Here is a 22437-nt window from a genome sequence, read left to right as displayed (position 1 = left end):
CTGTCGGTAACAATCCGCTGAATGTGTCCTCTGCATTCAGCACGCTGTTCTTGACAGCTATCCGTGAAATCGATTGCCCTTCCGTTATCTACTTGACCTGACGTAACGCGGCGTTCTCTCGAATATTCCTGCGCGTAGCAACCGTGTTACGAAACGTTCGGACGACGAGTCTCCTATCCCCAGATTCCGAACATAAGCGGGCCGATCAGCACTCCCATCAGGTGAACACGCCTGGCTCGCAGTCGGACCGGGATCAGTCCAACCGCCGTCGCGGCGACGAAGACGACGATTCCGATGAGTCCGGTAAAGAGGTACGAGAGTACGAGCAGCCCGCCGAGCACGACGGCCGAGATCTTCCAGTACTCCATTCGACCGACAAGGTCGAGGTAGGCGTCGCCGACCGTGAGCACGAGGACGAAGCCGACGACCCCGGCGACGAGCACGCCGGAAACGAGGGCGGGAATCTCGAGCGGCGCGTTCACGCTGTCGAAGGCGACCATCACGCCGGTTCTGGGCTGTCCGATGGCGACCAGGGCGAACAGCGCGAAGATCGTGTTCGCCGTGTCGACGCCGCTCGTGGCGACGATGTAGCCCCGGTCACCCGCGTTTCCCGGAACGAATACGAGCACCGCGACGGCGGCGATCGCCGCCGAGATACCCGGAATGTAGCCGACCACGGCTCCAGCCAGTGCACCGGCGAGCGCCGTCGCGCCGACGAGTCGGTGCGGAATAGCGATCGTCCCGGTCTCCTGCGGCGGAATCCCGCTTCCGCGGATCGCGTCGATCAGTACCGGTGCACCGAACAGCCCCGCGAACAGCGGGGCGAGCGTACCGCCGGCCTCGAGCGGCGCGTCCGGCGAGAGATCGAGCGTCAGCGCGCCCAGGATCGCCGCGAGGACAAACGCGAGCAGGCCGCCGCCCCTGGCACGCCAGGTCCGCTCCGAAGCGACCAGTGCGACGGCGACGGCCGCCAGCACGAGCGACAGGTTGTCCCTGATCGTCGGGTACGCGGCCGTCACTCCCCACGTTATCGGCACGGCGAGGGGGACCGCCGCGAGGACGGCGAGGAGACTTCCGAGCGCGGAGAGGCGGATCGCCTCGTAGCCGCGTCCCGCGAGCACCATCCGGTGGCCCGGAAGGGCGGTCACGGCCATCTCGGCGTCGGGCACGCCCAGCGCCATCGCGGGAACGGCGTTGAGAAACGTGTGGACGACGCCGGCCGCGAGCATCGCACAGCCGACGAACAGCGGCGGGCCGGGGACCGACGGCGCGACGCCGGCGAGCAACAGCGCGAAGTTGTTGGCGTGTAATCCCGGGACGAGTCCGCTCACGGTGCCCAGCATCGAGCCGGCCAGGATCCAGGCGAGCAATCGCAGCGTCAGCTCGAGGTCGCCGACGAGCTCGATTGGCAGGCCGACCATCGACCGGTCTGGCCGCGTCCTGTGATTTAAATTCGCGGGGGGACGAGTCGCGTGCTACTCTCCAGACCGTTCGAAGGGTGTGCTGATCGAGTCGGGAAGCGCGTTCGGTTCGAGCAGTTCCTCGACGCTCGAGACGACTTCGTCGGCGGCGTCGGCATCGTTCCTTCCGGTCCCGGTTTCGTCGACGTAGACCGTTCGGAACCCCGCAGACCGAGCGCCGACGATGTCCTCCTCGTAGCTATCGCCGACGTAGACGTGCTCGTCCGCGGGGAGTCGCTCCTTCGCGAGGTCGAAGATCCGATCCGCGGGTTTCCGGGCACCGATATCGTTCGAGACGAGTACCTCGTCGACGAGTTCGCCGAGTCCGTGGCGCGCGAGCTTCGCCCGCTGCTGCCTCCCGTCGCCGTTGGTCAGGATGCCGGTCGGACTCCTCTCGGAGACGCGTTCGACTACGCGCCTCGCGTCTGCGGACACGACTGACGCCTCGAGTTCCGTCTCGCAGTGATCGCTGGCGAGCGTGGCAGGTGCCGCCTCGAACTCCGTCGTTTCCGCGGCGTCCTCGAACGCGCGACGGTACGGTTCGGACTCGCAGTTCTCGAGTGCGTCGAACAGCCGGTCAACGTAGGCCTCGTAGGCCGCCTCCGTCGGCTCGCCGTACGGCGACACCGTCGTCGCGAACTGCTCCTTAAAGGGGACGTCGTACGCACAGAGCGTCCCGTCCAGGTCGAAGTACACGGTAGTTGTCATACCTGGTCGATCACGCGGTACGGACAAGTAGCTACTGCGTCACCGCGTCGAAAGAAATCGGGATCGGTCGAGATCGTCGCGTCGCGACTTAGCCGAAGAGTTCGCCGAGGCCCTCGCCACCGGCGTCCTCGTCCTCGTCGTCCTCGTCGTCGTCCGTCGTGTCCGGGACGTCCTCGGTCTCTTCGACTTCCTCGTCCTCGTCGCCTGCGGCTTCGCCAGCCGCGGCGCCGCCTGCGGCGCCACCGGCGGCGGGGACGGCAGCGGCCTCGGAGACCGCGTCGTCGATGTCGACGTCCTCGAGTGCGGCGACGAGCGCCTTGACACGGGACTCCTCGACGTCGACGCCGGCGGCGTCGAGTACGTTCGTCAGGTTGTCTTCGTTGATCTCTTCGTCCGTCTCGTTCAGGATGAGTGCAGCGTAAACGTATTCCATTGTTGAATTCTCCAGTTGGTGTTATCCGAACATCTGGCCGAGTCCTTCCGCGCCGTCACCGTCGTCTTCGTCGTCATCGTCGTCGGTGTCGGCTGCTTCGGCCTCGGTCTCCTCTTGGTCGTCTGCCGATTCGTCTTCGTCGTCCGCAGCCGGCTCGGCGGCGGGCGCCTCGACGCCCTGAAGCTCCTCAGGCAGGGCTTCCTCATCGTCGATCTGGGCCGCGAGCGCGCGAAGCTGCGCGTCGGCCTTGCCGACGAGGTCGGGCATCAGGTCTTCGTCCTCGATCGCGGCCTGCAGGCCGAGGCTCTTGGCCTCGCCCGTGGCCTTGGCGATGAGGGTTGGCGCCGTCGTCTCGGTCGGGTAGCTCGCGTTGACCGAGAGGTTTCGGGCGCGAGCGGCCGCCGTCCGAACGTCGCTCTCGTAGGCTTCGATGTCGATGTCGAGGTCCTCGGGATCGAAGAGGACGCCTTCGGCCCGGACGGCGCGAAGGTCGAGACCGACTTCCTTGGGTTCGATACCCAGTTCGTTGAGGACGTTCGCGAGGTCGGCGGAGACTTCCTCGCCGGCCTCGAGAACCGTCGAGTCCTCCATGACCTGGATCGAACCGTCTTCGATCCGGGCGTTCGCACCGATGCTCTGGAGTTCGCCGACGAACGGACCCGGGTCGACACCGGTGTCCCCTTCGGGGATGACGATGTCGTTCGGGGCGACTTCGCCCTCGTTGATCGGTGCGGGCGTCTTCGACGCCTCGAGTTCCTTGTAGAGCGCGAAGGGGTTGTCGTTGGTCGCAACCAGACCGACCTGTCCCGCGATGTGGCCGACGAGTTCGTCGAATCCGGCGTCTTCCAGGGCGTGAACCTGCAGGGTGTTGCGGCTGACGCGCAGCACGGCGGTGCCGTGCAGGTCACGACGCATGTCCTGGAGCTGCTTGCTCGGAATGCCGGCGATACCGACGACGCCGACGCTCTCGTAGTCGTCGATGAGCTGTTCGAGCTCCTCGACTTCCTCTTTCTTCCACTGGGGAAGGTTCTCGGTCTTGCGTTCAGCCTGTGCGCTCATCTTAGGCCACCTCCACCGACGGGCCCATCGTCGTCTTTACGAAGACGGAATCGATGTTCTGGGGCCCCTTCTCGAGGTCCGCGTGCAGTCGCCGGAGGATAACGTCGATGTTATCGGAGATATCCTCGGCGTTCATGTCCTCGGCGCCGACGCGCGTGTGGAACGTGCGGCGGTCGCGCGAGCGAATCTGCACGGTGTTCTTGAGCCGGTTGACTGTCTCGACGACGTCGTCGTCGGGACCGAGCGGGTCCGGCATCTTCCCTCGGGGACCGAGAATGGTACCCAGGTGCCGGGCGATATCTTGCATCATCGCCTCTTCGGCGATGAAGAAGTCCGTCTCGTCTGCGAGGTCTTTGGCCTCGTCGTCGTCCAGATCGGCCACGTCGCTCTCCGAGAGAACCTCGTCCGCTGCCTCTTCGGCACGGACGGCGGTTTCTCCCTCGGCGATAACGACGATTTGCGTCTCTTGGCCGGTTCCGGACGGCAAGACGACGGACTCGTCAACACGGTTCGACGGTTCGTTTAGGTCAAGATCGCGCAGGTTAATCGCGAGGTCGACCGTCTCGGTGAAATTCCGATCGGGCGCGTCCTCGAGTGCGCGAGTTACTGCTGTTTCAATATCCGAATCTGCCATCGTTCACCTCCGTAGTACGCAGGAGTGCTCCTACGGGTCAGTGAAACAGGCAATGCCTGTCTCTGTTGAACGAAGTGCCATGCTGAACTTAAACCCGTCGAACTCCACCGCCCGTGTGTCTCCGGACCGAACGGGCTACAGGAACACTCCCCGTCGCCGATCGATCTCTCCGTCGTGCGAACCGAAAACATTAACCATAGAGAATGTATCGAAACAGTATATGTGGCCAACAAACTTATTATACTCCGCTGACGGCTCGACCAGAGAGACGATCGGCTATCTCGCGACGATCCGGGGCGAACTCGAACTGCTCCAGTCGCTCGGCCCACTCGAGCGAGTCGGCGTTCAGTTCGCCGCGACGCTGCTCCTCGCGACGGTCGTTCTCGGACTGCTCCAGGGACACGGCACGCGGATCGTCACGAAGTCCCGGCAGAGCCCCGTCATCTCGAGTTGTATCGGCATCCCTACCGCGCTTGTTCTCGGCGGCCTCGCGAGCGGCGGTTACCTCTTGCTCGAGACGAGCGTCGGGATGTTCTTCGGCGTCATCATGCTCGTCTTGAGTCTCTCCTTTCTCCCGGTTCTGACGGCGCTCGGTTTCGTCGCCGTGGGCATCTCGATCGCGACGCGACTCGGGCAGGATCGACTCTGGATCGGGGTGGTACTCGGCGCACTCCTGAGCGGGGTCTCCGCGCTATCGGTGCCGGTCGCCGTCGTCGTTACTGGGATCGCCGCGATCCTGGGAACCGGTGCCGGGGTACGAGTTCTGTTCGGCGTCGGCGAAACGACCAGCCCCGACGAGCGGACGATTCCGCCCGCGAACAAGATCTGAGGTATCGATCGCCGCCGAAAAACGTTTTTCGTACTTCCGGTAGCACGTCGGTATGGCCGGTTCTGAGGGTTCCATCGCGCTCGAATCGCTTACGGCCCTTCACCGGGCGGCGATCGCGCTGGCGACCGCCTCTGCGACCGTCCACCTGGTTCTCGGTATCGGGTTTCTTCCGCACCGGATGGGCGTGGCGTTCCTGCTCGCGACCGCCGGCTTCCTCTTCGGAATCGTCCTCGCTCCCGTCGATTATCACCGTCGTCTCGTCTACTTCGCCGAAATCCCGTTCACCGGCGCCCAGATCGCCTTCCGGTATCTCGTCAACGAACCGGTCGCCGTTGGCACCCTCTCCGTTTCCGAAGTCGTCGACGAGGTCGCACAGGGGCCGCTGATCGTCGCGCTCGTCGAACCCTCGCCGATTACGACGCGTACTCGCGCCGATCGCGCCGCTGATGACGCTCCGTTCAATCCTGTGCGACCCTCGCGTTCGGCGCCTCGTTCGGCGCGGGGTTCACGTCGTATCCGTGAGTGTGGAACGAGCCGAAACAGAGGAACAACCCTCGCTCGTAGATGTCCGGCTCCTTGCTGATCCCGAGGTGGGATCCGATCTTCGCGTCCGCCCAGTAAGCGCTGTGAGGTCCCTCGAAGAGGCGTTTCAGGAGCCGTGGATCGACCTCCATCTTGAGGTAGCCGTCGTAGACCTCGAGGTCCGGATCGGTGACGTACCGGTAGCCGCCGCCGTCCATCGAGAGTTCGAGGTAGACGTCGTCGACCGTCGAGACGAGCACCGTCGTATCGGTGCTGTAGCCGATCTCCTTGCGCTTCTCCTCTAGATTATCGTAGGCGTAAGGGACGTACGCCTGCAGCTCCGACAGCGTCGGGATCGGGTCCTTCTCGTAGTCGAACGACCGTTCGGCTAGCACCTCCTCGATGTAGCGCTGCTTCGTCTCCGGATCGGCGGGTTCGAACGGGGCGGAACGCTCGCCGGTCTCGAGGTCGATGTGTTCCTCGGAGTTGAGGAAGACGCACTCGTGCTCGTCGGGATCGACGGCGTTCTCGAAGAACTCGAGGGCTTCCTCACGCGGCGGGTTGGCCGTGTACTCGTTCAGGTGGGCGAGGTCGCCCGCGAGCACGTACTCTCCGGCGAACGGCATGTAGTACGCCGGTTCGAAGACGTCGATGAATTCGATGGCGAGTTCGTGTTTCTCGCGAACGACGCGGTCGCGTTCGCGGATTTTCTGCTCGTGACCGTAATTCGTCACGGCCTGGGGGTAGAACTGCGCCGCGCTGTACTGGTGACAGAGGAGGTCGACGTCTCCGTAGTCGCGTTTGACCTTTCGACAGCTCGATTCAGCGATACCGAAGGGGACGTCGTTGGTGTTGATCACGGTGAACTCGCCGTCGTCGATGACGGCCATCGAGTCGACCTGCGTCGATCCGGGCGACTCGGCCTCGGAGTCGTACCAGGAGCAGCCGAAGTAGTTCCCGCACAGCTCCGGGTCGCAGCCGTCGGCCGCGAGGATGTTAATGTGCAGGTCACCGGTCAGCTGCGTCCGCTCGCCGTGGGGCAGCTCGATCGCCTCGAATCCGAGATCCTCGACGGCGTCCCGCAGGTAGTCCCACCGGTAGTCGTGGATGAGGATCGAAATGTCAGTATCCATCCGCTCGAGCGTATCGGGATCGAAGTGGTCCGGGTGGATGTGTGAAATGTAAATGTAATCGACGTCGTCGAAGTCCTCCGGTTCGAACTCCGGTTCGGGGTAGTGCGCCCACGAACCGTAGTACGCGCCGTCGATCAGCCAGGGATCGCAGAGGATCGACGCGTCTTCGCCTTCGATAAGTATCGCGGCCGATTCGAGATACGTGACCTGCATAGCAGCCTCCAACTGGGTCATGCAGTTTTGTTATTCGATTGATATCTATGGATACGGGGAACTGAATTACTCGTAGTGCAGTCATATCGACCGCGTTCGTCGTGTAAGGATGCTCCACCTCGTACCTCTCTGGGCCGTCACTTGGGGTGTACCACTCGATTTCTGCCCGGTACGCTCGACGAAGTGCTCCGACGCGGCCCCGATTTCGTGACGAAAACGATTGCTCGCACAAACGGTCGAGCGTTTCCCGATCGAACGTATTTCCAACGTGACTGGTGCCGCCCGCAGACAGACGCTCCCACATGGTCGAGGACACCAGTGTTGAACGCGCACACGCTCTCGTTTACCGCGCCGCAGACGGTTGCAGTTTAGACGCGTCCCGTCCCGAACCTGGCCCGGACGACGTCTCGCTGCGGAAGGCTGCTATCTTCGCCACGCTCGAGACGGCGGTCACGTTCCTGCTGGAGGACGACCGCTGCTCGACGAACCCGCCGCCGTCTTCGGCCAGGGGATCGTCGGCCTCCTGACGACGGCGCTGCTCGACGACGCACCCTCGAGACGCTCGTCACGGTAGACCGGTACGAGCGGCGGCGTCGACTCTCCGAGACGTTCGGCGCCGACCGGTCGCTCGATCCCGACGGGATCGACGTCGACTCGAGGTTCGAGGGCGTCGCCGGGTCGCGGGCGGATCTCACCGACGAACTCTCCGGCGACCCGAACGCGCTCGACGCCGTCGCGACGACCGGCTTCGACGGACGCGTTCTCGTCGGTTCGTAGCACGGGACGAAGCCGGCGACGGTCGGCCTCGGCGGTCGCTTCCACCGCGATCGGATCGACAGCCGGAGCAGCCAGGTGAGCACAATCGCTCCCCGCCTCTCCGTTCGATGGAACCGCGATCGTCGCCACAAAACGGTCTAGAATCGGTTACAGCGCCTCGAGCTCTCCCCACACGAGTTCCCGCTCGAGGACGCGAGCGAGGCGTACGAACTACTCGAGACCAGTCCTGACGAGGCGGTGCAGGTGCTGTTGACCTACGAGTGAGCAGTCAGCGATCGCACCGTCGAACACGAACGGACGGTACCGGTGTTATACTCGTTGATAGTGCAAACCATTCAGTCAATGAGTTTGTGGTGATCTGATACGAGTATGCGCTCACGCACGCAGATCCTCACAGTCGTACTCGTCGTCGCCACGTGTCTCGGCGGGCTGTCGGCGACAGCAGTCGCCGCCGCCGGCGAAACGAACGTCGAAGAGATCGGCAGCGTCGACGTCTCGATCGAGGATAACGAGTATCATATCGACGGCGCTGAAATTACGGGAGACGGACTCCCGTCGGTAACGATCGAGGAGCGAACACACACGATCGACTCGCTGTCGATCCAGACTGAAGGGCTGACCGTCGACTACGGTGACACGACTTACTACGTCTGTCAGCTCGATATCACCGTCGAGGACGTCGAAATTACGCTCTCCGACATTTCGATCGGCAGCGACGAGTGACGTCGACGGACGTTGCTCGCCGATTCTCGAGTGGTGTTTATCCTCGGCATGCCTACTCGGAGATACGGACGCGCTTCTCGAGATCGGTCTCGCCTCCCTGCTCTCGTTCGTCGATCTGGGTGCGGTCATCATCGCATTCCTCGAAGGCGGCTACGTGCTGTTCTGGATGCTGCAGGCGATACGCCACCACCGGTAACTGGAGACCGATGTCCAGCGTCCACTGACCTTCCACGGGTCGAGCCCGTCCCGAGACCCGAACAGTCGGTTTTTCGCGACTTAGTAATATGCAAGCCGGTCATTGATGAACAGTGAGGGTCGAGAGCAGAGCATGGAAGAGGAAATCAAAACTCAGTGTCCGAACTGTGAGAGCGGAACGGCGGGCCAGATGGAAAAGCAGCGCCAGAACGGCGAGGTGACGGTGGCGCTGACCTGTGGCGAGTGCGGACACGAGTGGACGCGCGTCCTTCGACTCGAGTAGCGACGTTCGTTTTTCGACGCGATTCACGTCGAGTGTCAGCCGACAGAGCAGTTTACGCGCTCCTCGCGGTGGTCGGATTCATGTACGCCGTCTCGGTCGCGCGGTCCATCGTCGCCCGGCACTATCTCGGTTCCCGATCTCGCCCGGGCCCGAGGGGAGGCCACACTCCCATCACTTCACCACTGACGGTAGTCGGGAGCCACGCGGTCGATCCGGCGTACGCTGCCCAGGTTCGTGACCGCGCGGCGACGCTCGAGATCACGGATCGCGTCGAGTTCACCGGCCGCGTCCCGGACGACGCGATCGAGACCGTGACCGTATACGAGCGATCGCACGTGCTTGCCGTCCCTCCCGCCACGAGGGCTTCGGGATGGTTTACCTCGAGGGGAGGAGTACGGCACCGCCCCGATCGACAACCGCGTCGGCGGTGCGCACTCTCGAGACGATCGCCGACGCGCTCGGGGAGCTTCCGGAACCGACGCTCGATCCCGCCGAACGACTGCGGTGGCTCGATCGACGACACGGCGAACTCGAGCGCGGCGAACTCGTCTTCGTCGCGCACAATCTGGATGTAGTAGCGCGACGCTCCTGGGGTGGCTCCGCTCGAGCGAGAATAGCGTCCGGCAGCGACACGCAGTGCCCGTCACTGCTCGGTGTCGTCGGTCGTCTCGAAACGAAAATGCCGGATCTTACGCGGCCAGCGCGTCGTCGTACTCGCCGTCGTCGACCTTCTGCTTGAACTCGCGAGCGTCGTCGCCCTCGATGGTGACGCCCATCGAGGCGCAGGTGCCGACGACTTCCTTCGCGGCGTTTTTCGTGTCGTAGGCGAGCAGGTCGGGGTGTTTCTGCTCGGCGATCTTCTTGACCTGTTCGACGGAGAGGTCCGCGACGAAGTCCTTCTGGGGTTCGCCGCTGCCGGTTTCGAACCCGGCCTCGTCCTTGACGAGCGCCGCCGTCGGTGGGACACCGACGTCGATCGAGAACGAGCCGTCGTCGTCGTAGTCGACGGTGACGGGGACTTCGGTGCCGTCGAACGCTTCGGTCTGGTCGTTGATTTCCTGCACGACCGCCTGTACGTCGACGGGAGTCGGTCCGAGCTCGGGACCGAGCGGTGGGCCAGGGTTGGCCTGGCCACCCGGAACGAGCACTTCGATGGTTCCAGCCATACCCGTCACAACCCGTGCGCGAGTTTTAAGGATTGCTTTTTCGGGCAGTCAGCGCCTGTCACCGACTCACGTGCGAATCGGGGCGCGGTAACCGCCGAACGACGGCCGTCTCGAACGTCAGTCTACGCTCTCCGCGCGCCAGTCCGCGAACGACTCGAGGACGTGTGCTTCGTCGAACCGCTCGATGCAGGGCACGTCGTAGGGGTGGAGCTCCCGAACGCGGGAAACGAGGTCGTCGTAGCCGTCGTCGGTCGTCTTGGCGAGCAGTACCACCTCGTCGTCGTGGTGGATCTCGCCGTCCCACCGGTAGGTGGACGTCGTCGACAGTCGGTTGACGCAGGCGGCGAGTCGCTCTTGAACCAGCGTTTCGGCGATCGTTTCCGCGTTCTCCGGCGGCGCCGTAACGTAGACGGTCGGCATACTCGCGGGTACGGCGGACGCCGTCAAAAGGGTAGTCGAATTGTCGGCCTGCTCCGAGAACGCGAGAAGAACGGCAATGACGAACGGCGGCTACGCGCCGTTGATCGTTCCCGTAATCGGATTGAAGGCACCGTTGATGTCCCACTCGTGAATGCAGTGGGGATTTCCAGTCTGTCGCTCTCCGTCTTCACGGACGAGTTGCCACGCCTCGAGGTCCTCGTCCCACCGTTCGGCTCGGTCACACTCCTCACATACCCGCATCGTCGGTTTCCGTACCTGTGCGTTCATTATCGGCTGTGAGAACTCGGCACACATAACAGTGTCTATGTGTGGCAAGTACTGCCACATTCTCGCCGTACGAACGATTCCCGGTTCGGTCACTACGCGGCCGAAGTCCCGTCTCTCCTCCAGCGGACGCACTCTCGTACCGATCTCTCGTTCGCCGGTCGAGAGACTCGAGTCAGTGGTCCTCGATCAAAAATGAGCGGGAGGAAGTGGTCAGCGTACCCTGCAAGCGCTAGCAGGACGTCATCGCTTCTTCCTCGGTGTCGTTCTCGAAGTCGTTGTCGTCGACGGACTCATTGTCTTCAACTGGCTCCTCTTCAACCGGCTCTTCGTCGACCGGTTCTTCGTCAACCGGCTCTTCCTCGTCAACCGGCTCTTCCTCGTCAACCGGCTCTTCCTCGTCAACCGGCTCTTCCTCGTCAACCGGCTCTTCCTCGTCAACCGGCTCTTCCTCGTCGACCATCTCGTCGGTGTCGTGGACGTAGACGAAGATGGTGGCCTGTTCGATGGTCACCTGCATCTCCTCGCCGTCAGGAGCATCGACCGGTTCATCTTCGACACCGTTCTCATCGACACCGTTGTCGCCGATGTCGCTGTCGTTGTCGTCGACGCCGTTGTCGCCGATGTCGCTGTCGTTGTCGTCGACGCCGTTCTCATCGACCGGTTCCTCCTCGTCGTAGTCGTCAGCCTCGTCGTTCTCATCGACGGGCTCTTCCTCGACATCGTTCTCCTCGACCGATTCGTCTTCGTGGTCGGCGAGGTTGACGATGGTCACCTGCTCGAGGGTCACCTCGATCGATCCGTCGTAAGCGTGATTCCCATCGTCGGCAGGTTCGTCCGCAACGGTGTCGGTGTCATTGTCGTCGACGCCATCGTCGTAGTCGTCAGCCTCGTCGTTCTCGTCAACGGGCTCTTCCTCGACACCGTTCTCGTCAACGCCGTTCTCGTCGACCGGCTCTTCGTCAACCGGTTCCTCGTCGACCATCTCGCCAGCGTCGTGGACGTGGACGAAAATGGTGGCCTGCTCGATGGTTACCTGCATCTCCTCGCCGTCAGGAGCATCGACCGGCTCATCTTCGACCTCGTCGTCATCGACGCCGTTGTCATCGACACCGTTCTCGTCAACGGGCTCTTCCTCGTCAACCGGCTCCTCCTCCATCGGGTGTTCGTCGAGGACGACGAAGACGGTCGCCTCGCTGATCGAGACTTCCTGGTCCTCGCCGACGTCGTTCTCATCGACGGGTTCTTCCTCGACGCCGTTCTCGTCGACGGGCTCATCTTCGACGCCGTTGTCGCCGATGTCGCTGTCGTTATCGTCGACGCCGTTCTCGTCGACCGGTTCGTCCTCGATCTCGTCGTTGTCGTCGGTGTCGTTGTCGCCGATGTCGCTGTCGTTGTCGTCGACACCGTTCTCGTCTACCGGTTCCTCCTCGTCGTAGTCGTCAGCTTCGTCGTTCTCGTCAACGGGCTCGTCTTCGACGCCGTTCTCGTCGACCATCTCGCCAGCGTCGTGGACGTGGACGAAAATGGTGGCCTGCTCGATGGTTACCTGCATCTCCTCGCCGTCAGGAGCATCGACCGGCTCATCTTCGACCTCGTCGTCATCGACGCCGTTGTCGTCGACGCCGTTGTCGCCGATGTCGCTGTCGTTGTCGTCGACGCCGTTCTCATCGACGGGCTCGTCCTCGATCTCGTCGTTGTCGTCGACACCGTTCTCATCGACGGGTTCGTCCTCGATCTCGTCGTTGTCGTCGACGCCGTTGTCGCCGATGTCGCTGTCGTTGTCGTCGACGCCGTTCTCATCGACGGGCTCGTCCTCGATCTCGTCGTTGTCGTCGATGCCGCTGTCGTTCTCGTCAACGGGCTCGTCTTCGACGCCGTTCTCATCGACCGGTTCGCCGTCAATCGGCTCTTCAGCCGATTCATTGTCATCGGCGACGACGAAGATGGTCGCCTGTTCAATTGTTACGTGAAGCCCCTCACCGTCAGGAGCGTCGTCCGGTTCCTCTTCCGTGAGTTCGTCGTTCTCGTGTTCGTCGACACTCATGGCAGCGGGCCCTGCTGCGACCGCTGCGGCTCCGCCAGAGCCGAGTACCATCAGTGCGATTACTACAACGAGTATATTGCGTACGCTCATGTCCCGCGTTCCTGATACGGGGTGTCGTGCTGCTTAAACTGGTACTGCCATTTCAGTGATAAATATCTCGTTCCGCGACGTAATCCGGAATACCGACAACTCTCGAGGCAGAAAACACTAATTACGAAGCACGTTTCGCCGAACGATCGTCCGAATCTCGTCCCGGTATAACGGCGCTGAACGGTGCTCCTATTGTCGGTTTGCCAACTATCAGGTGTGGCGTTTGGAACACACGCTCACATCCCCGGATCGGATCAGTCGAAATCCGTACAGGTCACGTTCACGAACAACTGAATTGTGCCCGATCGCGTTCTATTCTCGATCAGTAGGCCGCCTCGAGAATCCCCTCGCGGAGTTCGTCGAACTGTTCGAGGTACTCGCGGCGCTCGAGTCGAAGGTCGGCGAGGGTTGCGTCGTAATCGTCGACGTAGTCCGGGACGTAATAGTCGCCGATTTCGATACCGGGGACCGATTCCGGAATCGTCAGCCCGGTGCGGTCGTCGTCGGTCCACTCGATCGTGCCGCGGGCGGTCTCGGTGAGGATCGTCACCGATTCGGTGACGCCAATATCCTTGGTCTCGTCGCCGAGATACCCCGTGTTGAGCAGGTAACAGTCGACGTCGAGCAGATCGATGAGGTCGGAGAAGACGTTCCCCTCCTCGCCCTCCGGGCCGACGATGAACGGGTTCGTTCCGACGACGCGGATCGACTCGCCGGCCCGTGACGGATCGCCGGCGCTGGTTTCGATCGACTCGCCGAGCATGAACGCCGCGGCGGCCTGCTCGGTCGAGAGCTTCGCGACGGGCGGCATGAGCGGGTTCCGCGTGATGAAAAAGACCTGATCGAGTTCCTCGAGATCGATATCGTCGGCCGCGCTCCGGAGTTCGTCGCGCTGAACGATCGCGCGGGCGTTCGCCGTGTACCGCGGCTCGTCGAAGTCTACCGAGCCGTCGTCGTCGACGGCGACGTTCTCGAGGATGGCGGACTCGTTCGTCGCGGCCTCGTAAAGACCCGGCTGCTCGGATTCGTCGAGGCCGATCGTCTTGATGAACAGTCCCTTCCCCTCGCTGCCGGGCACGGACCCGTCCGGGAGCAGCGCACAGACGTCGTCCTGGAGCATGGTAGCGCCTTCGGGCTCCTCGAGCCAGCAGCCGTGTGCGGTGAGCGTCGATTTGCCGGTCGCGGAGAGCCCCATGAACAGCTGTCCGACGTTCCGTAACTCGCCGTCAGCGCCGCGAACGCGCACCCGCTTGCTCCCGGCGTGGAGACCGAGTCCGCCCTGCTGTTTGATGCGATACATGAACAGCCGGAGAAACGACTTCTTCGCTTCGCCCGTGTAGTCGCTGCCGAGGACGGCTGTGAATCCGTCGTCGGGTCGGATTCGGATCGCGGTTTCGTCGTAGTCGGGGAGCTGTACCGTTCGCAGGTCCGGCTCCCGACCGTCGCTCGGTTCGAACAGGTTCGCCCAGGCGAGGGCGATTCGAGCGTGTTCGACGGGGACGTAGAACCGACAGCAGAAGGTCGCCTCCGAGTGTCGCCCCATCAGCCGGTCCACGCAGAGCATCTCGCGGCTTCCGACGGCGGTGACCGCCTCGTCGACCAGTTCGCGATCGCGCTCCGAGAACCCGTGATCGACGGCGTTCTTCGTTCGGTCGGAACTCCGCGAGCGAACGTCGCTGACGTACGACGGCGAACCGAACTCGGTCGTCGTCTCGTCGGCTCTGGCGAGTTCACGAAGCTCCTCGAGCGGTGGATTGTACCGGACGTTCGACGCGGTAACTGGATCGGGAAGCTGCCGACCCAGCGGACGTGACTCCGCTCCGGTTTCGGACATACACCTGAGCCACCAACTTCCTGATGTATAAACCTGCAGGATTTTGATTCGGATATGTCACGTCCTATCTTCCCATCGAGCGATGTATGCATCTCCTACGTCATCACGGATGTTCTCGGCCATATTGTAATTCCAATACTCCTCTCAGAATCAATATGGTTCTGAGATCGTACTCGCATAAGAATAAAATTTAACAGCTATCCGTAACGCCGATAACTCGCCCGCTGAGAGTCGATCGGTATCCGGAGGATCGTCGTGGAAACGGGAGCGGAACAATCGACGCCGATCGACGCTTTCGGGACGGCGGCGCTGACAATGGACAGTGCTAAACGAGAGCGAAGGCGATACCCGGGTCGATGACTGTCCTCGAGCGGATTCGCGTTCACCCGATCAAGTCGCTCGACGCGACGTCGGTCGAGACCGCGAAGATCGTCGCCAACGGTGGGCTCGACTGGGATCGCCGCTACGCGATCGTCGAGGCGACGGACCGAACGGAGACGGCCGACGACGCCCCGTACGTCAACGGCAAACGCGAATCCCAGATTCACCTGCTGGCGGTCGGGTACGACCTCGAACGCGCGACGGTGACGGTTCGTGATCGCGACGACGACGACGAGGCGACCACCTTCCACCTGGAACGTGATCGAGACGAACTCGCCGGATGGCTCTCCGATCGACTCGGCTATCCGGTCGAGGTCGTCCGCGACGGTGAGGGCGGGTTTCCCGACGATACGGACGCCTCGGGACCGACCGTTATTAGCAGCGGGACGCTCGAGGCGGTCGCCTCATGGTACGACGGCATCGATGCCGCCGAGATGTGTCGCCGCCTCCGGCCCAATCTCGTCGTAGGCGACGTTCCGGCGTTCTGGGAGGATCGACTCTACGAGACACCGGGTCGAGTCGTCCCGTTCACCGTCGGCGAGACTTCTTTCGAGGGGGTGAACCCGTGCCAGCGCTGCGTGGTCCCGACGCGCGATCCGGACACCGGCGAGGAAACCGACGGCTTCCGGGAGCGGTTCGTCGAGCGGCGCGAGGCGACCCTGCCGGCGTGGGCGAGCGAGGCGTGGTTCGATCACTACTTCCGGCTGATGGTCAACACCCGCGTTCCGGAGTCGGCGTGGGGAGCGACGCTGTCCGTCGGGGACGGCGTGGCCGTCGACGACTCGCTCTCGAATCGATAACTGGGCTCTGTCGTCCCTGCTCGTGTCGCATCTCGAGGAACGCAGGAACTGTTACTCGTACGAGGGATCTCGCGGGTGAACGACGGCCGATCGACCGATTATCGCTCGCGCCGGAGCCGTTCGCGCCGTTCCTCGAACTCTTCGTCGGAGAGTTCACCCCGAGCGTACGCTACCCGCAACTCCTCGAGTGCGGGGTCCGTTTTCTGGCGCTCGCCTCTGTCCAGCGAACGGGCTAGGAGATACCCACCGCCGAGGATCACCACCAGAAACACAGCCCACGGCAGCACCCACGTCCAGATCGTTCCCCCTCCGCTCCAGCCGTTCCACATGTGGCCTCCACCCCAGAATCCCATCAGTGGCATCAGCACGAGCATCACGAGAAACGGGACGAGCAGCACGATCGCGACGAAGAGGAGAAGCGTTCGGATGAACGCGTCATCTGCCGACATAGCGCGTTCGACATCGGCGAGCGGTAAATAGGTTGAATGCGATCACTCGCCCGTTCCAGTGTGGTATCACTCGTATCGGCGTCGACCTCTCGAGTTGATACACCCGCGCCTATCAGGCGGCAACAGCCTAATTTTCACTTCTGGTACTCGAGACCAAACCTCCAAGAGGACGCTCCGAGTTCCCGCGGTCATGGCATACGGTCTCGATATCGGATCCGGGGCGATTACGGCGGTTACGGACGGCGACGAACCGGCGAGGTCGGAACTGCCGGTCGTGGCTCCCGTCGCCGAACCGGCGCTCGAGTCGGCAGGGCTCTCGCTGGCGGACACGCTGACGGTCGACGTCGGCGATACGGTGTACGTCGTAGGTTCGGCCGCGAACGCCGCGAAAGACGAGCCCTGCGAGTTGTTCGGGAACGGAGTGCTCGTGGACGAGGCGTACGCGCGTCCGGCACTGGAGTCGATCGTCGACGCCGTTCTCCCGGAGGAGACGGACGGGCGGGGCTGTTACACGACGCCGGGCACGGTGGTCGACACGGCCGCAACGGCCGGAACGCACCAGGGCGTTCTCGAGTCGATTCGCGCCGCACGAGACGTCGACCCGACCCCCATCGGCAGGGGGTTCGCCGTCGTCTACGACCAACTCGCGACGGACAACTACACCGGTCTCGGCGTCTGTATCGACCGTCAGACCACGAGCGTCGCGCTCGCGTACTACGGCGTCCCGGCGATGGCGTTCTCGGTCGCGAAAGGCGGCGACTGGCTCGTCGACCGAGCGGCGGCCGACACCGGACACGCGCCGGCACGAGTTGCAGCGGCGCTCGAGGAGTTCGAACTCGATCCGAACGCGGCGACCGGAGAGATCGAGAGTGCGCTCGCACAGGCGTACGACGATCTCGTCGGCGAACTCGCCGACGCGATCCGGGCAGAAGCCGACGAGAGCGAACTCCAGCAGGGGCTCGCGGTCCCGCTCGCGATCGGCGGCGAGGGGGCGGTCGAGGGCGTCGAGTACCTCTTTGGCGGCCGGTTCGACGCCTCGAATCTCCCCGTTTCCGTTCGGGGTGTCAGACTGGCCGACGACCCGGCTGCGAGCGCGGCCAGAGGAGCACTCGCGGCGGCGCGAGACGGTGTCACCGGCGACGACGGAGTCGCCGTCGACGAACCGGCGGCCGAAGCCGACGAAGCAGCTACTGCCGGTGACTCCCGCGAAACCGATGCCGACGCCGACGGAATCACGCTCTCGTTCGACGGATCGCTCGACCACGAGCGCGAGACCGAACGGGCGAACGACGCTATCGACCAGCTGTTCGACCGCCTCGCGAACCGCGACGAGGAGATCCAGTCGGTGAGCGCGGATCTCGAGGATCTCGCTGACACGGTCGAGTCCGTCGAGGAACGATCCGCGCCGGCGGCCGACCTGCAGGAACTCGACGAGGAACTCGGGGCCGTCGCGGACGATATGGCGGCACTCGTGGACGAGAGCGACACGTACGCGAGCGGCGAGGCAGTCGACGCACTCGAAACGTCGGTCGACGACCTCTCGAACGATCTCGCCGCACTCGAGGACGGCGTCGAGAACCTCGACGGTGCGCTCGTGGAACTCGTGGACACCGCGTCGAGCGAACGTAACGATCTCGAGGAGGAGATTTCGGCAGTCGAGACCGACCTCGAAGCGGTCGCCGACCGGAGCGAAACCGTCGGGACGGAACTCGAAAACCTGCGGACGTGCCTGAACGACCTCAGCGAGCGAGCCGCGACGACGGCCGATCTCGAACCGATCGACGCTCGCGTCGACGGGCTGGCGGACGCCCTCGACGAGATGGACGACCGGCTCAGCGGGCTGGGCTCCCGGACGGACGGGATCGGTGACCGTCTCGAGGAACAGGCAACCCGGATCAGCGGCGTCTCGGGCCGGCTCGAGGAGGTCTCGGAACGGACGGACGCGCGGATCGACGGCGTCGAGACTACCCTCGAGGACGAACTCGAGGGGCTCGAAGCGTCAGTCTTGGAGCGGTCGGCGACGCTCGAGGACCGAATCGAAACCGTCCAGCGAGCGACCGACGAGCTCCGGTCGGCGGCTGCTACCGACGAGCGCGTCGAAGCGATCGACGACGATCTCGAGTCGCTGACCGACGACTACGCGGACCTCGAGGAGACCGTTGGAAGCGTTTCGGATGCGGTTGCCGATCTCGAGGACGAGGTTTCGGACTCGACCGCCCTCGACTCGCTCGCAGCCGACCTCGAGACGGTCGAATCGCGGCTCGAAGTGAGCAAAAGCGACGTCTCGGACCGAGTCGACGCGGTCGAGTCGGCGCTCGACGAGCGGACGAGCGAGCACGCGAACCGGCTCGAAGAACAGGAACGGCGCGTCGACGCGGTCGCCGCGGAGGTCGACGAACTTACGACCGATTTCGAGGCGGTGTCGGACGAATCGGCCGCGGACCGGACACCCGACCTCCGGAACGAGATCGACGCACTCCGGACGGAACTCGAGTCGGTCCGAACCGGATCGACCGAGGCAGCCGGCGTCGTCCCCGCCGTCGCGGCCGGTGGTGGCGGTGCGGGACTCGTCGCCGGCGGGGCCGTCGCGCTTGCGGGTGCGGTCACCGTCGGCGCCGTCGCGGCCGTCGTCGGCCTCCTGTTGCTCGCGGTCGCGGTCCTGCTCGAAGGCCGAGCGTGATTTTCCGCTCTCGCCGTCACTCCGGGAGGATGCTGTCGTCTTTCACGTTCGGAGCGCCAATGACGAGCACCGTGCTCTCCTCGACGGCCCTGAGTTGGCGCCAGGACTCCGGCGGAACGACGAGAAAGTCGTGTTTCGAGAGCGTGACGACGTCGCGCTCGTCCTCGCGTTCGATCGTGACGTCGACGGTTCCCTCGAGGACGACGTACAGCTCCTCCTGCTCGTTCTGACGGTGGTAGGCGTTCTCCTCGCCCTCCTCGTACTGCCAGACGCTCGGTCGCATCTGCTCGGGCTGTAGCTCCAGTCCGACCGGCAACAGCGTGGGGGCTTCCTGGTCGAGTTCGTGCGAGTCGACGTTGTCGAGGTCGATCAGCGAGTACATACGCAGCGGTTCCACGAACGACAGCAAAAAAGCGATGCCAGCGGGAGCGGCGGGTCGTGGGTCGGTCTCGACGACGTCTCACGGACGATTCTCGAGCGCCCAGAGCGCCGCTCCGAGCAGCGTAGCGCCCGTTATCGATCCGGCCAGGAGCCAGAACGCGGGGCGGAAGCCGGCGATATCCGAGAGGACGCCGACGACCGCCGGGGCGACCGCGCCGGCGGCCATCAACAGCGTTCGGACGATTCCCAGCCCGCCGCCGGCGACGTCGTCGGGGATCGCGGCCATCAGGTACGCGCCGCGAACGGGCCGAAAACCGTGGGATCCGAGGCCGACCGCGACGAGCGTCCCGCCGAGCAGAATCGCGCTTCCGGTACCGGTGAGCGAGACGAACGCGAGCAGCGAAACCGACGCGAGCGAGAGCGTTGCGACGACGATCGGAAGCCTGCCGATCCGGTCGCTCAGGTCGCCGGTCACCAGTTGGACGAGACTCGCGAGGAAGAGGCCGCTGTAGAGAATTCCCGCGGTCGTCCGCGTCAGGCCGGCCTCCCGGGTCAGGTAGAGCGGGGCGAACGCGACCACGCCGTTGTAGGTGAACGAGAAGAGGACGGTCAGCAGCGCGAACGCCGAGAACTGCCGGTCGCGAAAGAGCGCGGCGTACCGGCGAACGCTGCCGCCGTGATTTGCGGCGTCACCGTGGTCGGCAGTGGACGGGGACCGCGCCGGAATTCGGAATCGGAACGCGGCCGCGAGTCCGAAACCGAGGAGTCCGGCAACGAGAAAGATCGCACGCCAGCCGTCGACGAAGAGAAAGGGGAGTCCCGCGGCCGCGACGACTGCCGCCGGAGCGACCACGCCGCCGAACGCGCCGAAGGTGTCGAGCACGCCGAGCGCGCGACCCGTCCGGGCGGGATACGCTCGAGCGAGCAGTCGCACCGCGACGGTTTTGTGCGCGCCGGTACCCGCTCCCATCGCGAGCATCGCCGCGACGAGCACGGGAAACGCGGCGTCGACGGCCAGCGCGAGCGCGGCGCTCGCGGCGACCAGCGCGCCCGCCGTCACGACGGTTATCGGCCCGAGTCGGTCCGCCAGCACGCCCGAAGGGAACTGCATCGCCGCGTAGACGAGCATGAACCCGGTGAACGCGGTTCCCAGCGCGGCGTTCGAGACGCCGTAGCCGGCCTGAAACGAGTCGAACAGCGGCGGAAAGGCGTACCGGAGAAACTTCGCGAGAAACCAGATTCCCGCGGTGAGCAGGAGGACGTCGAACCGCGCGAGTCGAGCGATCGTCTCCCGGACCGACATGCTGTTTTCGTTTCGACCGTTTCCTCGAGCGAGTGAGTATCCTCCGATTGCGGATCGAGCCACGGACGACGGTGTCCGCTACCGAGTACCCCGCGAATACCGGCGGTAGTCACCGGAACCGGTCGACGGTAGACCGCTCGTACGCTCGGTTCCCGTCTCGAAACGATCGGTCGCGGTGGGACGCTCGAGGCCTGAATCGCCCGGACGGTCGTCAGGCGACGGGTACTCACGCGGGTGGGGCGCGCACCGGTTGGTCGTCGATCCGGGTGGTCCCCCGACCGCAGCGAGACCGGGGTCGCCCTCGACCGTCGGGTGGGTGCCTTCCGACGGGAAGCGACCACGAGCGCCCGACTAGTCGTCACATTAACAATAAGGTCCTCTCGAGACCGACCCCGTATGGACACGTACTTCCCGAGACCGAACCCGCAGTGCACGTCGAAACCCTGCCGGGCTTGCGACCGGATGGTCGACGGCGAGGACGTCGAGGGGTGGTGGCTGGAGCGCGAGACCTGGCAGGGCCCGAACTACTACCAGCTCCTCTGTCTCTCGTGCTGCGTCGACGCGATGAACGAGGAGCGAATCCACCCGGACGTCGCGAGCGAGGCCGACGCTCGAGACGCGCTCTACGACTGATAGACCGCCCCGACCCGTCCGATCGCCGAACTGGTCAAACAACTGAACCTACGGCACGACGGCGCCGCAGGCTCCAGAAACCGGGAAGTACCGTCGGGTCCGAACGGCAGTATGGGCTTTCACACGTATCCGATCGAGCGCGCCGACGCGCTCGAGGACCCGTCGCGGTACCGGTACTGCTCGCGCGAAGAACTGCTCGAGATGCTCGCGCCGACCGGCGAGGACGTCGTCGCCGATCTCGGTTCGGGAACCGGATTCTACACGGACGACGTCGCACCGTTCGTCGACGCGATCTACGCGGTCGACGTTCAGGCGGCGATGCACGATCAGTATCGAGAGAAAGGGGTTCCGCAGAACGTCGAGTTCGTGACGACCGAGGTCGCGTCGCTTCCCTTCGAAGACGACCACCTCGACGGGGCGTTTTCGACGATGACGCACCACGAGTATTCTTCGGACGATGCGTTCGCCGAACTCGCACGCGTGCTCCGTCCCGGCGGACGGCTGGCGACCGTCGACTGGTCGGCCGACGGATCCGGTGAGTCCGGCCCGCCGATCACGGAACGGTTCTCGCTCGAGGAGGCCGTCGCCCAGCTCGAGGCGGCCGGGTTCGCGATCGAGTCCGCTCGAGAGCGACCCGAGACGTTTGCGATCGCTGCGACGCAGTAACAGGGAGGTTCGGAACCGTCCGCTCCTGGTGGCTGTCTCGACGATGTAGCCCATAGTAACAACTGAAACGATTCATACACCGATCGCGCCGTCCGCGGTTCTCGCTTGCTTCGCTCGCTCCGAACCGCGCTCCTGTCGTGCGAACCGTTCCCGTCTCGCCGCGGTATTCACCGACCCGTACACGCCGGCCGAATCGCACTACGAGTGTCGTCGCAGTGGATATCGGGAACGAACCGACTCGCTCGGATCGTGTCCGGACTGCGATAGCGCCCTCCAGAATATCGCGGTTCCGTGCGGGTAGTCACACCGCCGGTTCGATGGGCCGACTCGAGC

The 22437-nt window shown here is 64.1% G+C and carries 24 protein-coding genes and 1 pseudogene; 9 read left to right on the top strand and 16 right to left on the bottom strand.

Annotation, left to right across the window (positions count from 1 at the left end):
* Window positions 1-173: 173 nt before the first annotated feature.
* The 5 genes from NED97_RS07450 to NED97_RS07430 form a co-directional block, all read right to left on the bottom strand.
* Window positions 174-1421 (bottom strand): tripartite tricarboxylate transporter permease, encoded by a 1248-nt coding sequence (locus NED97_RS07450; RefSeq protein WP_252490078.1) that lies wholly within the window; start codon window positions 1419-1421, stop codon window positions 174-176.
* Window positions 1422-1475: 54 nt separating this feature from the next.
* Window positions 1476-2168, bottom strand: a complete 693-nt coding sequence (locus tag NED97_RS07445) for an HAD family hydrolase (protein WP_252490077.1) — start codon at window positions 2166-2168, stop codon at window positions 1476-1478.
* An 88-nt stretch (window positions 2169-2256) separates the two neighbouring features.
* Window positions 2257-2601, bottom strand: a complete 345-nt coding sequence (gene rpl12p / locus NED97_RS07440) for a 50S ribosomal protein P1 (protein WP_252490076.1) — start codon at window positions 2599-2601, stop codon at window positions 2257-2259.
* A gap of 21 nt (window positions 2602-2622) precedes the next feature.
* Complete coding sequence (locus NED97_RS07435) at window positions 2623-3660, bottom strand: 50S ribosomal protein L10 (protein WP_252490075.1); 1038 nt, start codon at window positions 3658-3660, stop codon at window positions 2623-2625.
* 1 nt (window position 3661) lies between these two features.
* The gene (locus NED97_RS07430; RefSeq protein ID WP_252490074.1) at window positions 3662-4294 is read right to left on the bottom strand and encodes a 50S ribosomal protein L1; all 633 of its coding nucleotides are present in this window, start codon (window positions 4292-4294) and stop codon (window positions 3662-3664) included.
* A gap of 220 nt (window positions 4295-4514) precedes the next feature.
* Here NED97_RS07430 and NED97_RS07425 point away from each other — a divergent pair, with 220 nt between their 5' ends.
* Entirely contained in the window at window positions 4515-5123 is a 609-nt protein-coding gene (locus tag NED97_RS07425; RefSeq protein WP_252490073.1) for a hypothetical protein, read from the top strand.
* 458 nt (window positions 5124-5581) lie between these two features.
* On the opposite strand, the gene NED97_RS07415 is transcribed toward NED97_RS07425, so the two are convergent.
* Window positions 5582-6991 carry an MBL fold metallo-hydrolase gene (locus NED97_RS07415; protein ID WP_252490072.1) on the bottom strand — a complete coding sequence of 470 codons (1410 nt, stop codon included), beginning with the start codon at window positions 6989-6991 and terminating at the stop codon, window positions 5582-5584.
* 389 nt (window positions 6992-7380) lie between these two features.
* On the opposite strand from NED97_RS07415, the pseudogene NED97_RS07410 reads away from it, so the two are divergent.
* Both NED97_RS07410 and NED97_RS07405 read left to right on the top strand, forming a co-directional pair.
* A pseudogene (locus NED97_RS07410) lies at window positions 7381-8032 on the top strand (zinc-dependent alcohol dehydrogenase); the annotation flags it as partial.
* A 105-nt stretch (window positions 8033-8137) separates the two neighbouring features.
* Window positions 8138-8491 (top strand): hypothetical protein, encoded by a 354-nt coding sequence (locus NED97_RS07405; protein WP_252490071.1) that lies wholly within the window; start codon window positions 8138-8140, stop codon window positions 8489-8491.
* Window positions 8492-8543: 52 nt separating this feature from the next.
* Here NED97_RS07405 and NED97_RS07400 read toward each other — a convergent pair whose 3' ends face one another.
* Window positions 8544-8723: a hypothetical protein gene (locus NED97_RS07400; RefSeq protein ID WP_252490070.1), complete on the bottom strand. Its 180-nt coding sequence runs from the start codon at window positions 8721-8723 to the stop codon at window positions 8544-8546.
* Between the two features lie 96 nt (window positions 8724-8819).
* Between NED97_RS07400 and NED97_RS07395 the strand changes: the two genes are divergently transcribed.
* On the top strand, window positions 8820-8969 hold the full coding sequence (locus tag NED97_RS07395) for a hypothetical protein (RefSeq protein WP_252490069.1): 150 nt from the start codon (window positions 8820-8822) through the stop codon (window positions 8967-8969).
* Window positions 8970-9145: 176 nt separating this feature from the next.
* Here NED97_RS07395 and NED97_RS07390 read toward each other — a convergent pair whose 3' ends face one another.
* The 6 genes from NED97_RS07390 to NED97_RS07365 all read right to left on the bottom strand — a co-directional run bounded on the left by NED97_RS07390 (window position 9146) and on the right by NED97_RS07365 (window position 14811).
* Window positions 9146-9304, bottom strand: coding sequence for a hypothetical protein (locus tag NED97_RS07390; RefSeq protein ID WP_252490068.1), 159 nt, complete (start codon window positions 9302-9304; stop codon window positions 9146-9148).
* 354 nt (window positions 9305-9658) lie between these two features.
* A complete protein-coding gene (locus tag NED97_RS07385; RefSeq protein ID WP_252490067.1) occupies window positions 9659-10135 on the bottom strand; it encodes a 50S ribosomal protein L11 in 477 nt (158 codons plus the stop codon).
* Between the two features lie 117 nt (window positions 10136-10252).
* The gene (gene cutA, locus NED97_RS07380) at window positions 10253-10555 is read right to left on the bottom strand and encodes a divalent-cation tolerance protein CutA (RefSeq protein ID WP_252490066.1); all 303 of its coding nucleotides are present in this window, start codon (window positions 10553-10555) and stop codon (window positions 10253-10255) included.
* A gap of 90 nt (window positions 10556-10645) precedes the next feature.
* Window positions 10646-10843 (bottom strand): HEWD family protein, encoded by a 198-nt coding sequence (locus NED97_RS07375; protein ID WP_252490065.1) that lies wholly within the window; start codon window positions 10841-10843, stop codon window positions 10646-10648.
* 229 nt (window positions 10844-11072) lie between these two features.
* Complete coding sequence (locus tag NED97_RS07370; RefSeq protein ID WP_252490064.1) at window positions 11073-12887, bottom strand: midas domain-containing protein; 1815 nt, start codon at window positions 12885-12887, stop codon at window positions 11073-11075.
* 412 nt (window positions 12888-13299) lie between these two features.
* The gene (locus tag NED97_RS07365) at window positions 13300-14811 is read right to left on the bottom strand and encodes a phosphoenolpyruvate carboxykinase (ATP) (RefSeq protein ID WP_252490063.1); all 1512 of its coding nucleotides are present in this window, start codon (window positions 14809-14811) and stop codon (window positions 13300-13302) included.
* Window positions 14812-15167: 356 nt separating this feature from the next.
* Between NED97_RS07365 and NED97_RS07360 the strand changes: the two genes are divergently transcribed.
* Window positions 15168-15992: an MOSC domain-containing protein gene (locus NED97_RS07360; protein WP_252490062.1), complete on the top strand. Its 825-nt coding sequence runs from the start codon at window positions 15168-15170 to the stop codon at window positions 15990-15992.
* Between the two features lie 98 nt (window positions 15993-16090).
* On the opposite strand, the gene NED97_RS07355 is transcribed toward NED97_RS07360, so the two are convergent.
* Window positions 16091-16441 (bottom strand): SHOCT domain-containing protein, encoded by a 351-nt coding sequence (locus tag NED97_RS07355; protein ID WP_252490061.1) that lies wholly within the window; start codon window positions 16439-16441, stop codon window positions 16091-16093.
* 190 nt (window positions 16442-16631) lie between these two features.
* Between NED97_RS07355 and NED97_RS07350 the strand changes: the two genes are divergently transcribed.
* Window positions 16632-19121: a disk-shape morphogenesis protein volactin gene (locus tag NED97_RS07350; protein ID WP_252490060.1), complete on the top strand. Its 2490-nt coding sequence runs from the start codon at window positions 16632-16634 to the stop codon at window positions 19119-19121.
* 16 nt (window positions 19122-19137) lie between these two features.
* Here NED97_RS07350 and NED97_RS07345 read toward each other — a convergent pair whose 3' ends face one another.
* Together NED97_RS07345 and NED97_RS07340 are read right to left on the bottom strand one after the other, a co-directional pair.
* Window positions 19138-19503, bottom strand: coding sequence for a cupin domain-containing protein (locus NED97_RS07345; protein WP_382206230.1), 366 nt, complete (start codon window positions 19501-19503; stop codon window positions 19138-19140).
* 78 nt (window positions 19504-19581) lie between these two features.
* Window positions 19582-20805: an MFS transporter gene (locus NED97_RS07340; RefSeq protein WP_252490059.1), complete on the bottom strand. Its 1224-nt coding sequence runs from the start codon at window positions 20803-20805 to the stop codon at window positions 19582-19584.
* 396 nt (window positions 20806-21201) lie between these two features.
* Here NED97_RS07340 and NED97_RS07335 point away from each other — a divergent pair, with 396 nt between their 5' ends.
* The 3 genes from NED97_RS07335 to NED97_RS23210 all read left to right on the top strand — a co-directional run bounded on the left by NED97_RS07335 (window position 21202) and on the right by NED97_RS23210 (window position 22405).
* The gene (locus NED97_RS07335) at window positions 21202-21438 is read left to right on the top strand and encodes a hypothetical protein (protein WP_252490058.1); all 237 of its coding nucleotides are present in this window, start codon (window positions 21202-21204) and stop codon (window positions 21436-21438) included.
* Between the two features lie 111 nt (window positions 21439-21549).
* Window positions 21550-22104, top strand: a complete 555-nt coding sequence (locus NED97_RS07330; protein WP_252490057.1) for a class I SAM-dependent methyltransferase — start codon at window positions 21550-21552, stop codon at window positions 22102-22104.
* 52 nt (window positions 22105-22156) lie between these two features.
* Window positions 22157-22405: a rubrerythrin-like domain-containing protein gene (locus tag NED97_RS23210; protein WP_345781239.1), complete on the top strand. Its 249-nt coding sequence runs from the start codon at window positions 22157-22159 to the stop codon at window positions 22403-22405.
* Window positions 22406-22437 lie beyond the last annotated feature (32 nt).

Source organism: Natronococcus sp. CG52 (assembly GCF_023913515.1).
In the GTDB taxonomy this organism is placed as follows: Archaea; Halobacteriota; Halobacteria; order Halobacteriales; family Natrialbaceae; genus Natronococcus; species Natronococcus zhouii.
Note: the sequence above shows the minus strand (reverse complement) of the source record. Positions and strands in the feature narration are given on the sequence as shown.